The 12237-nt window shown below is 70.8% G+C and carries 12 protein-coding genes; 10 read left to right on the forward strand and 2 right to left on the reverse strand.

The annotated features are described in order from the left end of the window. On the reverse strand, nt 1-2546 hold a 2546-nt coding region (locus HWD93_RS17470), incomplete at its 3' end, for a hypothetical protein (RefSeq protein ID WP_261647507.1). Between the two features lie 97 nt (nt 2547-2643). Then, complete coding sequence (locus HWD93_RS17475; protein WP_071303179.1) at nt 2644-3129, reverse strand: glutathione peroxidase; 486 nt, start codon at nt 3127-3129, stop codon at nt 2644-2646. A 70-nt stretch (nt 3130-3199) separates the two neighbouring features. Here HWD93_RS17475 and glmS point away from each other — a divergent pair, with 70 nt between their 5' ends. The 10 genes from glmS to HWD93_RS17525 all read left to right on the forward strand — a co-directional run bounded on the left by glmS (nt 3200) and on the right by HWD93_RS17525 (nt 12003). Beyond that, complete coding sequence (glmS, locus tag HWD93_RS17480) at nt 3200-5047, forward strand: glutamine--fructose-6-phosphate transaminase (isomerizing) (RefSeq protein WP_261647508.1); 1848 nt, start codon at nt 3200-3202, stop codon at nt 5045-5047. A gap of 7 nt (nt 5048-5054) precedes the next feature. After that, nucleotides 5055-5435: a holo-ACP synthase gene (locus tag HWD93_RS17485; protein WP_229085749.1), complete on the forward strand. Its 381-nt coding sequence runs from the start codon at nt 5055-5057 to the stop codon at nt 5433-5435. Then, a complete protein-coding gene (gene alr / locus HWD93_RS17490) occupies nt 5432-6535 on the forward strand; it encodes an alanine racemase (RefSeq protein ID WP_254790717.1) in 1104 nt (367 codons plus the stop codon). The genes HWD93_RS17485 and alr (HWD93_RS17490) overlap by 4 nt, the downstream gene beginning before the upstream one ends. Further along, on the forward strand, nt 6532-7692 hold the full coding sequence (gene alr, locus HWD93_RS17495) for an alanine racemase (protein ID WP_071294744.1): 1161 nt from the start codon (nt 6532-6534) through the stop codon (nt 7690-7692). Before alr (HWD93_RS17490) ends, alr (HWD93_RS17495) begins: the two co-directional genes overlap by 4 nt. Next, the gene (gene tsaE / locus HWD93_RS17500) at nt 7689-8213 is read left to right on the forward strand and encodes a tRNA (adenosine(37)-N6)-threonylcarbamoyltransferase complex ATPase subunit type 1 TsaE (protein ID WP_374115182.1); all 525 of its coding nucleotides are present in this window, start codon (nt 7689-7691) and stop codon (nt 8211-8213) included. Before alr (HWD93_RS17495) ends, tsaE begins: the two co-directional genes overlap by 4 nt. 45 nt (nt 8214-8258) lie before the next feature. Further along, nucleotides 8259-8858 (forward strand): NAD(P)H-dependent oxidoreductase, encoded by a 600-nt coding sequence (locus tag HWD93_RS17505; RefSeq protein ID WP_071294743.1) that lies wholly within the window; start codon nt 8259-8261, stop codon nt 8856-8858. A gap of 67 nt (nt 8859-8925) precedes the next feature. Beyond that, nucleotides 8926-9552 (forward strand): tRNA (adenosine(37)-N6)-threonylcarbamoyltransferase complex dimerization subunit type 1 TsaB, encoded by a 627-nt coding sequence (tsaB, locus tag HWD93_RS17510; protein WP_071294742.1) that lies wholly within the window; start codon nt 8926-8928, stop codon nt 9550-9552. Next, nucleotides 9549-10115 carry a ribosomal protein S18-alanine N-acetyltransferase gene (rimI, locus tag HWD93_RS17515; protein ID WP_071294741.1) on the forward strand — a complete coding sequence of 189 codons (567 nt, stop codon included), beginning with the start codon at nt 9549-9551 and terminating at the stop codon, nt 10113-10115. Before tsaB ends, rimI begins: the two co-directional genes overlap by 4 nt. Continuing rightward, a complete protein-coding gene (gene tsaD, locus HWD93_RS17520) occupies nt 10108-11157 on the forward strand; it encodes a tRNA (adenosine(37)-N6)-threonylcarbamoyltransferase complex transferase subunit TsaD (protein ID WP_071294740.1) in 1050 nt (349 codons plus the stop codon). Before rimI ends, tsaD begins: the two co-directional genes overlap by 8 nt. Before the next feature lie 123 nt (nt 11158-11280). Continuing rightward, nucleotides 11281-12003 (forward strand): DUF4190 domain-containing protein, encoded by a 723-nt coding sequence (locus HWD93_RS17525; RefSeq protein ID WP_071294739.1) that lies wholly within the window; start codon nt 11281-11283, stop codon nt 12001-12003. Nucleotides 12004-12237: the final 234 nt, after the last annotated feature.

Raw genomic sequence — 12237 nt, forward strand, 5'->3', positions numbered from 1 at the left:
TTCTTGCCGGTGACGGTGATCTTCTGTCCCTTGGTGTACTCGGTGGGGGACGTGAGCCGGAGCGCGGGCTCGGTCGCTTCGTCCCGCGCCGTGAACTCGTGCCGTTGGTCGCTGCCGTTCGCGGTCAGCACGAGGGCCAGGCGGTCCTCCTTCGCCTGGTCGGCGGTGATCGCCAGGGACCACTTGCCGGCGGCATCGGCCGTCACCGGGTCGATCGGGCCGATCAGCGCGATGCGCACACCGATCTCGGCCTTTGGCTTGGCGGTGCCGGCGATGGTGAACGCTTCGCCCTTCGTGTACGTCGTTCCTGACGTGATCACCACTGGTGCGGGTTGTTTGGCCGGATCGGCAGTGAAAGTGACCGACTCGAAGTGGTCGAGGTGGGTGCGGAATCGCAACGTGAAGCGGTCGCGGTTCGTCGCGGACTCGTTGAGAGTGTGTTTCCACGTGCCGTCGGCGCCGGTCGCGACGCTCTTCGTGACACCGTGCTCGTTGGTGATCTCGAGCGTCGTCGAGCGCGGTGCGGTCCCGGTGATCGTGAAGGCGTCGCCCTTGCCGTAGGTCGTGTCGGACGTGATCGCGAAGGGCACTGCCTTCTGGTCGGGGTCCGGCGTGAAGGTGATCGTCTGGTGCTCACCAGCGACCGTGCGGAAGCCGAACGTCAGGCTGTCGAAGCGAGTCAAGTACTCGTTGAGCTGGTACGACCACTTGCCGTCCGCATCGGTCTTCGTGTTCCTCGTGAGCTCGAGGTACTCGGGGAAGACGTCGATCGTGCTCGAGCGGGGTCCGGTACCAGTGATCGTGAAGGGCTCTCCCTGCACGTACTCCGTACCGGAGGTGACTGCGAAGGGGACGGGCTTGGTGCTCGGCTTCCCCGCGAGCATGACGGTCTTGGCGTCGCCACTGTTCGGTCGGAGTCCGAGGACGAGCTCGTCGACGTCGGTCGCGCGGGCACCCAGCTCGTACGCCCAGGTCCCGTCCGCGCGGATCCCGATCACCGCGGGGACGCCACCGGAGATCGAGATCTCGAGCGGAGTGGAGCGTGGGCCCGTGCCGGTGACCGTCAACGGCTCGCCCTTCGTGTACGACCGGCCCGACGTGACAGCGAGTGCGTCGGGATCGGCCTGCAGGGTGACACTCTCGTGCTCGCCGAGGTGGTTGTCGAGACCGACCGCGATCGAGTCGGTGTCCGTGAGCTCCGCGTCGAGCGTGTACGACCAGTTGCCGTCGGCATCGGTCTCGGCAGTGGCGCTGCCCCTCGGCACGCTGATGGCGACACCGGTGTTCCGTGGCGCGGTACCGGTGAGGGTGAACGGCTCGCCACGCGTGTACGTCACTCCGGAGGTGACGGCCAGCGGGACCGCCCGCTGGTCGGGGTCGGCGGTGAACGCGATCTCCTTGAACTCGCCCAGGTGCGTCCGGAAGCGAAGGGCGAGGCCGTCAGCGTTCGTTGCGTACTCGTTGAGCATGTAGGACCACTTGCCGTCAGTCGAGGTGTCGACCAGGGTGGCGAATCCGGCCGCGGAGACGACCTCGAGCTTGCTGGAGCGTGGCGCGGTTCCGGTCACCATGAACGGTTCGCCCTTGATGTACGTCGTGCCGGAGGTGACGGCGAAGGGGACGGGTTCGTTGTCGGGGTCGACGGTGAAGGTGACGGTCTCGAACGCACCGAGGTGGCTGCGGAAGTGGTAGGTGAGGCTGTCTTTCCGCGTGGCGGAGTCGTTGAGCTCGTGGGCCCACTTCCCGTCGGCGTCGGTCTTCGCGGTGCGGCTGAAACCGGTCTCGGCGGAGATGATCTCGATGGCGTTCGATCGGGGCCCGGTGCCGGTGACGGTGAACGGTTCGCCCTTGATGTACGTCGTGCCGGAGGTGATGGCGAAGGGGACGGGTTCGTTGTCGGGGTCGACGGTGAAGGTGATGGTCTCGAACTCGCCGAGGTGGGTGCGGAAGTGGTAGGTGAGGCTGTCGTTCCGCGTGGCGGAGTCGTTGAGCTGGTAGGACCAGTTCCCGTCGGCGTCGGTCTTCACGGTGCGGCTGAAACCGGTCTCGGCGGAGATGATCTCGACGGTGCTGGATCGAGGCCCGGTGCCGGTGATGGTGAACGCTTCGCCACGGATGTACTTCGTGCCCGACGTGATCGAGAGCGGTACGGCCTTGTCGTCGCGGTCGACGGAGAAGGTGATCCGCTCGAATTCGTCGTCGATGGTACGGAAGTCGAAGGTGAGGCTCTCGTTCCGAGTCGCGAAATCCGTCAGAGGGTACGACCACTTCCCGGCCGCGTCGGTCTCGGCGCCCCTCGGGAAGCCAGGATCGTCGGAGGCAACTTGAATGGTGCTGGACCGCGGGCCGGTGCCGGTGATCGAGAACGGCTCACCCTTGATGTACTTCGTGCCGGAGGTGATCGAGAACGGCACCGGAGCGGCGCTGGAAGCGACATCGAGCCGGTGGGGCGAGGCGTGCGCCGTGGCCGGGACGATGACGGGCGCGACGATCAGAGCGAGGCCGAGTGCGCCGATCGAGCAGGCCCGGATGGAGTTGGGGAACATGGAACATCCTTCGTGTGCGGATGTTCAATATGACATATTGCAGACGGGTGATGCTTGGAACATAGCGATCGCGATCACTCTCGATCGGCCTTCGCGATCAGACCGGCAGCGCCGCCTCGATCGCAGCGATCACCTGCGGCGCATCCGGCTTCGTCGTCGGGCGGAACCGCGTGACCGTGCCGTCCGGGGCGACCAGGAACTTCTCGAAGTTCCACGTGACCCGCCCGGCCTTGCCGTCGGCGTCCGGGGTCTCCTTGAGCGCCTGGTAGAGCGGGTGGGCGCTCTTGCCGTTCACCTTGACCTTCTCGGACATCGGGAAGGTGACGCCCCACGTGGTGGAGCAGTACTCGTCGATCGCCTCGGACGAGCCGAGCTCCTGCAGGAACTGGTTGCTCGGGAAGCCCAGGACCGTGAAGCCGCGGGGGCCGTACTCCTTCTGGAGCGCCTCGAGCTGCTCGTACTGCGGAGCGAGGCCGCAGCGCGACGCGACGTTCACGACGAGCACCGCCTTGTCCGCGAACGCCCCGAACGTGGTGTCCTCACCGTGCAGCGTCGTGATCGCGATGTCGTCGAAGCGTCCCATGTCCCAAACGTTATCCCCAGCCCTGCTCGTTCGCAGGGTCGTCGTCCAGCCAGACCGTAGGATCGTCCCCATGTGTGGAATCGTCGGCTACGTCGGCAGCAACAGCAGCCAGGACGTCCTCCTCGGTGGTCTCCGTCGGCTCGAGTACCGCGGCTACGACTCGGCGGGCATCGCCGTCGTGGACGGGTCGCACGAGCTCGCGTCCGCGAAGAAGGCGGGTAAGCTCCAGGCCCTCGTGGACGAGCTGGAATCGCACCCCATCGCCGACGGCGGGACGGGCATCGGCCACACCCGCTGGGCGACCCACGGCGGCCCGACCGACGGCAACGCGCACCCGCACCTGGCCGACGGCGGCAAGCTCGCCCTCATCCACAACGGCATCATCGAGAACTTCTCCGAGCTCCGCGCCGAGCTCGAGGCCGAGGGCGTCGCGTTCCTCAGCGAGACCGACTCCGAGGTCGCGGCACACCTCGTCGCCCGGTCGTTCCGCGCGACCGGTGACCTGACCGCCGCCATGCAGCAGGCCGTGCAGCGACTCGAAGGGGCGTTCACGCTCCTCGTCGTGCACGCCGACCAGCCCGGTGTCGTCGTCGGCGCCCGTCGCAACTCCCCCCTCGTGGTCGGCCTCGGCGACGGCGAGAACTTCATGGGCTCCGACGTGGCCGCGTTCGTGGCCTACACGCAGCGTGCCCTCGCCATCGGGCAGGACGAGATCGTCACGATCCGCCCCGACGGCGTCGACGTCATCCACTTCGACGGCACCCCGGCAGCACCGAGCGAGTTCGAGGTGAACTGGGACGCCTCCGCGGCCGACAAGGGCGGCTGGACGTCGTTCATGGCGAAGGAGATCAGCGAGGAGCCCGAGGCCGTCGCGAAGACCATCCTCGGCCGCGTGCACGACGGTGCCGTGACGCTGACGGACCTCGACCCGATCGCCGACCGCCTCGCGCAGGTCGACCGGGTCATCGTCATCGCCTGCGGCACCGCGGCCTACGCCGGCATCCTCGGCAAGTACGCGATCGAGCAGTGGGCCCGCGTCCCGGTCGAGGTCGAGCTCGCGCACGAGTTCCGCTACCGCGACCCGGTGCTGGACGACCGCACGCTGGTCGTCTCGATCAGCCAGTCCGGCGAGACCATGGACACGCTCATGGCCGTGAAGTACGCCCGCGAGCAGGGCGCCCAGGTCCTGTCGATCTGCAACACCCAGGGCGCCACGATCCCGCGCGAGTCCGACGCCGTGATCTACACGCACGCCGGGCCCGAGGTCGCCGTCGCGTCGACCAAGGCGTTCATCGCGCAGGGCGTCGCGCTCTACCTGCTCGGGCTGCACCTCGCCACGCTGCGGGGCACCCTCACGGCAGAGCAGATCGCCGAGCAGGTCGCCGAGCTCGAGGGCCTCGCACCGAAGCTGCAGCAGACCATCGACGACGCGTCCGGCATCAAGGACCTCGCCCGCTGGATGGCCGACACCCGGAGCGTCCTCTTCCTCGGCCGCCACGTCGGCTACCCGATCGCGCTCGAGGGTGCGCTCAAGCTCAAGGAACTCGCCTACATCCACGCCGAGGGCTTCGCCGCCGGTGAGCTCAAGCACGGCCCGATCGCCCTGATCGAGCCGGGGCAGATCGTCTTCGTGATCGTCCCGTCGCCGCGCGACCCGCGGTCGCTGCACCCCAAGGTCGTCTCGAACATCCAGGAGATCCGCGCCCGCGGCGCCCGGGTGATCGCGATCGCGGAAGAGGGCGACGCCGCCGTGCTGCCCTTCGCCGACGAGGTGCTGCGCATCCCGCTCGCGACGCCGCTGTTCGAGCCGCTGCTCGCGGTCGCACCGCTGCACATGTTCGGCATGGAGCTCGCCGCGGCCAAGGGCCTCGACGTCGACCAGCCGCGCAACCTCGCGAAGTCGGTCACCGTCGAGTAGCCGCACGATGATCATCGGCATCGGTGTCGACGTGGTCGACCTGGAACGGTTCGAGCGGGTGCTCGACCGGACGCCCGCGATGCGCACGCGCCTCTTCACCCCGTCGGAGCTCGTCCGCGACGGGGAACCCCGGCCGATCGCGTCGCTGGCCGCGCGGTTCGCGGCGAAGGAAGCGCTGATCAAGGCGTTCGGGTCGAGCGCCGGGCTGAGTTGGCAGGACCTCGAGGTCGTCTCCGACGACCAGCGGAACCCGTCGCTGACGCTGCGCCAGGGGGCGCGCCAGGTGGCGGACGGGCGCGGGGTGACGAGCGTGCACCTCTCGCTCTCGCACGACGGAGGGATCGCGACGGCGTTCGTGGTCCTCGAAGGAACAGGGGAATCTGCGTGAGCGCGTTCACCGGCATCACGGTCGATCGGGAGGCGCTGATCGCCAACTACGCGACCGTCGCCGAACAGGTGGCACCGTCCGGCGTCATCGCGGTCGTCAAGGCCAACGGCTACGGCCACGGCGCAGCGGAGTCCGCGCAGGCCTTCGTGGACGCCGGCGCGGAGTGGCTCGGCGTCGCGGACATCGACGAGGGGATCGCCCTCCGCCACGCCGGCATCGACGAGGGTGTCCGGATCCTGGCGTGGCTGCACGCCCCCGACGAGGACTTCCGTCGCGCCGCGCAGTACGGCATCACCCCGGCGGTCTCGAGCGTCGACCAGCTCTCCGCCGCCGCCGACTCCGAGGTCCCCGCGGTGCACATCTGCGTCGACACCGGCCTGAGCCGCAACGGCGCGGTCGAGTCCGAGTGGTCCGAGCTCTTCGCCACCGCCGGTCGCCTTGCCCGCAGCGGCAACCGCACCCGCATCGAAGGCCTGATGTCGCACCTGGCGAACGCCTCCCGCGCCGACGACCTCGACCAGGACGCCGCCCTCCAGCGGGCGCTCGACGGTCTCGCTGCGAACGGCATCGTTCCCGACATGGTGCACCTCGCCGCCAGCGCCGCGAGCCTCGCAGTCGCGGAGACCCGGCACGACGTCGCCCGGGTCGGCCTCGCGCTGTACGGCCTCAGCCCGTTCCCCGACCGCACCTCGGCCGACCTCGGGCTCCGCCCCGCGATGCGCGTGACCGCCGCGGTCCTCCGGACGGTCCCGGTGCGAGCTGGCGAGGGCGTCAGCTACGGCTACACCTGGCGTGCGACGACGGACACCCGGCTCGCGGTGATCGGGCTCGGGTACGCGGACGGCTTCGACCGCGACTTCGGCAACCGCGTCTCGGTGCGGATCGGCGACCGCACCTTCCCGGTCGTCGGTCGCGTGGCGATGAACGCCATGCACGTCGACATCGGCGACGCCGACGTCCGGATCGGCGACGAGGCCGTGCTCTGGGGCGACCCGGCGAACGGCGACCCCGCGGTCGAGGACTGGGCCGCCGCAGTCGGCACGATCAACTACGAGGTGGTCGCCCGGGTCGGCCGCAGCGTCGAACGGAGGACCTCGTGAACGCGCCGCTGCGCCGAGCCCAGATCGACCTCGACGCCTACCGCGCCAACCTCGACCTGGTGCGCGAGTGGATGGACCCGGTCGAGCTCATGGCGATCATGAAGGCCGACGCCTACGGGCACGGCCTCGAGCCGATCGCCCTCGCCGCGGTGGACGCGGGCATCCGGTGGATCGGCGTGCTCACGGTCCCCGCTGCCCTGCGTCTGCGGTCGATCGGCGTCGGCGAGGACGTCCACCTCTTCACGTGGCAGCACGACCCCGCGCTGGACTTCCGCGACGCGATCGACTCCGCCGTCGACCTCGGCGTCTCGAACGTGCCGGAGCTGCAGCGGGTGATCGACGCCGTCGACCAGCGTCCCGCCCGGGTGCACCTCGGCTTCGACTCCGGCCTGCACCGCGACGGTTCGACGCCGGACGACTGGCCCGCCCTCGTGGCCCTCGCCCGCGACGCCCAGCGTGACGGGCGCATCGAGGTCGTGGCCGCCTACACGCACCTCGCCGAGTCCTCCGACGACGAGGACGCCTCCGCCGTGGCGCTCTTCGACGACGCGGTCGAGCAGGCCGACGACCTCGGCCTCGACATCCCGACGGAGCACGTCGCCGCCTCGCTCGCCGGGCTCGAGCGCAAGGAGTTCCGCAAGGACATGGTCCGGATGGGCGCGAACCTGTTCGGCATCCCCGGTGCCGACGGCGTCTCGGCGGCCGACCTCGGCCTCGAGCCCGTGATGACCCTGACCGCGTCGGTCGCGAAGACGAAGCGCGTGCCCGTCGACACCGGTGTCTCGTACGACTACACGTACCGCACCACCGCCGAGACCACCCTCGCGCTCGTCCCGGTCGGCTACGCGGACGGCGTCCCGCGGTTGGCGCAGGGCCGCATCGAGGTCGCGATCGGCGGCACGCGCTACCCGATCGCCGGTCGCGTCGCGATGGACCAGTTCCTCGTGGACGTCGGCGACGACGACGTCCGGGTCGGTGACACCGTCGTGCTGTTCGGCACGGGTGAGCACGACGAGATGACGGTCCTCGAGTGGGGCGACGCGCTCGGCACCATCGGCGAGGAGATCGTCTGCCGGATCGGCACCCGGGTGCCGCGCGTCTACGAAGGGCACCGGGTCGAGGGCCACGTCGCCGAGTACCTCCGGGGCGAACGGTGACCGACTCCCACGTGCTGCTCGACACCACCGCCCGGACCACCGAGGAGATGGGTGCACTCGGTGCCCGGCTCGCGGCCGTCCTCCGTGCCGGTGACCTCGTCGTCCTGACCGGTCCGCTCGGCGCTGGCAAGACCACCCTGACCCGGGGGCTCGGCGCAGCGCTCGGCGCCCGCGGGCAGGTCTCGAGCCCGACGTTCGTCCTCGCCCGGACACACCCGACCTCGGCCGGGCCGGACCTGGTGCACGTCGACGCCTACCGGCTGTCCGACCCGGTGGAGCTCGACGACCTCGACCTCGACTGGGACGCCTCGATCGTCGTCGTCGAGTGGGGGCGTGGGTTCGTCGACGGCATCTCGGACAGCGTCCTCGACGTCGAGATCGTCCGCGCGACCGGTGCCGACGACTCGGTCGCCGGTGACGACAGCACCCCGGACGACCTCGACCCGGACGACGTCCCCGACGAGCCGCGCCGTGTGGTCGTCACCGCCTCCGGCCCGCGCTGGGCGGACGCCGTCCTCTGACCCTGCGGTCCTGCTGCCGTCCAGCCGCCCTCGCGAAGATGCAGTGTGCCGACGCTCATCGTGACCGCCCACCCCGACCCCGACTCCTTGACCCACCACGTCGCGCAACGACTGCGGGGCACGTTGCCCGAGGGGACGGCGGAGATCGCCGACCTCGCCGCCGAGGGCTTCGACCCGCGCTTCACCCTCGCCGACCGCTACACCTACCGGACCGGCGAGGACGCCCCGACGGACGTCGCCGCCGAACAGCAGCGCATCGACCGGGCCACCGACCTCGTCCTGGTGTTCCCCGTCTGGTGGTGGTCGCTGCCGGCGCTGCTGAAGGGGTGGATCGACCGCGTCTTCGTGAACGGGTGGGCGTTCGACGTCGGCGGCGACGAGGGCATGCGCCGGAACCTCGGTCGGCTCACCGTCCACCTCGTGCCCGTCGCCGGGGACGATGCCGGTGTCTACGACCGGCACGGGTACCGCGAGGCGCTGCAGACCCAGCTCGAGCACGGCGTCGTCGACTTCTGCGGAGCGCGCCGCGGTGCCACCGTCTTCGTGCACGAGTCCGAGCACGAGGACGCGGCGGTCCGCGAACGAGGAGTCGCCGCTGCCGTCGAGGGTGTCCGGCGTGCGGTCGTCCGGGACGACGAGCACTGACCGGGACCGCCACCGGAGTGGCGCTCGATCGGCATCGAGCAACCGCGCCGCCGCTTACGATGGGACCGTGCTGCTCGCGATCGACACCTCCGCCGGAACCTCGGTCGCCGTCGTCGACCCGGGCAGCGGGCAGGCCCTCGCGACCCGCAGCACCGAGGACAGCCGCCGCCACGCCGAGGTCATCGGCCCGTTCCTCGCCGAGGTCCTCGACGAGGCCGGCATCACCCCCGCCGACGTCACGGGCGTCGTCGCCGGCATGGGGCCGGGGCCGTTCACCGGCCTCCGCGTCGGCATCGCCGCAGCCCGCACCTTCGCCGCGGCACGCGGCGTCCCCGTCCTCCCGCTGGTCAGCCACGACGCGGTCGCGGCCGACCAGGACGGACCCGGTCCGTTCGTCGTCCTGACGGACGCGCGTCGGCGCGAGGTCTACTGGAGCGCCTACGGCCAGACCGGCACGCGCGTCGCAGGTCCCGGACTCGCCAAGCCGGCAGACCTCGACGAGGCGATCCGCGCCTCCTGGCCTGACGCCGTGGGCTGGAACCGCGTGACGGCCCTGTCCATCCCGGCCTGGAGGCTCGGCGCGCTCGCCGCAGACCGGCTCACCTCCGGCGCGCCCTTCGCCGAGGACGCGCCTCTCTACCTCCGCGATCCGGACGTCACGATGCCGGGTGCGCCCAAGCGGGTGAAGCAGTGACGCTGCCCGACGGGTTGCGCCTGCGGCGCGCCCACCCGCAGGACCTCGACGACGTGATGTGGCTGGAGCACGCGTCGTTCCCGACCGATGCCTGGTCGGCGTCGCAGATGTCCGGCGAGCTGTACTCGCCGCACGGGTACTACGTCGTCGTCGAGACGACCGAGGGCGGGGCGCCGACGATCGTCGGGTACGCCGGGCTCTCCTCGTTGGCGGGCAACCCCGTGGCGGACGTCCAGACGATCGCGGTCGCGGCGGACCAGCGGGGGAAGGGCCTCGGTCGGGTGCTCTTCACCGAGCTCCTCGACGAGGCGCGGCGGCGTGGCGTGCACGAGGTCTTCCTCGAGGTGCGCGCCGACAACCCCGTGGCCCAGGCGATGTACACGGCGTTCGGGTTCGAGCGGATCGCCGTCCGCCCCCGCTACTACCAGCCCGACGGTGTGGACGCGTGGGTGATGCGGGCGGAGCTCGTGACGGCTCCCAGCGTCGGGCCGTCCGGCGTCGGGCCGTCCGGCGTCGGCCCGTCCGGCGTCGGCCCCATCGGACAGGAGGCCCTCGATGGCTGAACCACTCGTGCTCGGCATCGAGACGAGCTGCGACGAGACCGGTGTCGGGATCGTGCGTGGCAACACCCTGCTCGCGAACGTCATCGCGTCGAGCATGGAGGAGCACGCGCGGTACGGCGGCGTCGTCCCCGAGGTCGCCGCACGGGCCCACCTCGAGGCGATGACCCCGACGCTGACCGCTGCGCTCGAGCAGGCCGGCGTCACCCTCGACGAGCTCGACGCCGTGGCGGTGACCGCGGGGCCGGGCCTCGCGGGGGCGCTCATGGTCGGGGTCGGCGCCGCGAAGGCCCTCGCGGTGGCGACGGGCAAGCCGTTGTACGGCGTGAACCACCTGGTCGGGCACGTCGGCGCCGACGTCCTCCGGTCGGACGGGTCCGAGATCGACCTGCCGACGGTGGCGCTCCTGGTGTCCGGCGGGCACACGTCGCTGCTGCTCGTGCAGGACCTCGTCGGCGACGTGGAACTGCTCGGCGAGACGATCGACGACGCCGCGGGCGAGGCGTTCGACAAGGTCGCGCGGCTCCTGGGGCTGCCGTACCCCGGCGGCCCGCAGATCGACAAGGCCGCGGCGGACGGCGACCCCACCGCGATCCGTTTCCCCCGCGGCTTGACGCTGCCGAAGGACATGGCCGCGCACCGCTACGACTTCTCGTTCTCCGGACTGAAGACCGCCGTCGCCCGGTGGGTCGAGCGCTGCCGTGACGAGGGGCGCGAGGTCCCCGTGGCCGACGTCGCCGCCAGCTTCCGCGAGGCCGTGGTCGACGTGCTCCTCACGAAAGCGCTGCGTGCGTGCGCGGACACCGGCGTGCACCGGCTCCTGCTCGGCGGCGGCGTCGTGGCGAACGCCCGGCTGCGGGCCGTCGCCGAGGAGCGCTGTGCTGCGGCCGGTGTCGAGCTCCGCATCCCGCCGTTCGACCTCTGCACGGACAACGGGGCGATGATCGCGGCGATCGGCGCCCGGCTCGTCGCCGAGGGGCACGCGCCGAGCGACCTCGGGATCGCGGCGGACTCGACGCTGCCGGTGACGACCGTCCAGGTCTGACGCTCGCGGGCCGACGCCGTTCCGCGTCCGGTCTGCGTCGTGCTCGCGTCCGGCCCGCAGGGGAGTGTCTGTGGGAGGATTCACATGAGGCGCCGACGACCGTGGCGCCGAGAGGGGTGGACGGTGTCCGATCAGAACCAGTGGCCGAAGCCGGGCGAGACGCCGGACAGCAACGCATCGTCGGTGCCGTCGAGTGCGGCCCAGCCCGAGTCCGGGCAGCCGCAGCAGTACGGCGCGTCCGCTCCCGAGGCACCGGCGGCAGCGCCGAACGACCCGTGGGGGCAGTCCGGACAGCAGGCGCACCCGGGTTACGGCGCCCCGCAGGGTTCGAACCCCTACGCCGCACCGCAGAACCCGTACGCGGCGCCGCAGCAGCCGCAGAACCCGTACGCCGCGCAGCAGCCGCAGAACCCCTACGGCGCGCAGCAGCAGCAGAACCCCTACGCCGCGCCGCAGAACCCGTACGCGGCCCCCGGCCAGCAGAACCCGTACGCCGCCCCGGGCCAGCAGAACCCCTACGCGGCCGCGGGCTACCAGCCCTACGCGCAGCGCCCGAAGACCAACACGCTGGCGATCCTGTCCATCGTGTTCGGCCTCGGGGCCATCCCGCTGTTCTTCATGGCGATCCTGCTCGGTCCCGCCGGCGCGATCCTCGGCCACCTCGCCCTCGGCCGCATCAAGCAGACCGGTGAGAGCGGGCGCGCCCTGGCACTCACCGGTGTCATCGCCGGCTGGGTGATGACCGGTGTGTGGATCCTCTGGATCATCGGGCTGTTCGCGTTCGCCTCGATGGGGAGCTCGTACTCGAACTACGACGACTACGGGTCCGGCGCCTTCATCGGCTGAGCACGGTCTCGCACCGTACAGAGGGGCCCGCCGACCGTGATGGTCGACGGGCCCCTCTGGCGCAGTGCGTGCGGCTGACCGCTACTTGCCGGTGAAGGTGTGGGTGATGGTGTCGGTGCCGGAGGTGAACTTCCAGGTGACACTGTCGGTGGTGTATGTGCCGCCGGTGGTGAAGGTCCAGTCGCCGGTGGTGTTGGTGGTGATGGTGCGCAGGAGTGCGCCCTTGGTGTCGTG

The organism is Curtobacterium sp. C2H10 (genome assembly GCF_025407985.1).
GTDB lineage: Bacteria > Actinomycetota > Actinomycetes > Actinomycetales > Microbacteriaceae > Curtobacterium.

Coding starts and splice junctions, on each gene's coding strand:
- tsaD (WP_071294740.1), top strand. CDS start 10,108: ATGGCTGAACCACTCGTGCTCGGCATCGAGACGAGCTGCGACGAGACC.
- HWD93_RS17485 (WP_229085749.1), top strand. CDS start 5,055: ATGATCATCGGCATCGGTGTCGACGTGGTCGACCTGGAACGGTTCGAG.
- glmS (WP_261647508.1), top strand. CDS start 3,200: ATGTGTGGAATCGTCGGCTACGTCGGCAGCAACAGCAGCCAGGACGTC.
- HWD93_RS17475 (WP_071303179.1), bottom strand. CDS start 3,129: ATGGGACGCTTCGACGACATCGCGATCACGACGCTGCACGGTGAGGAC.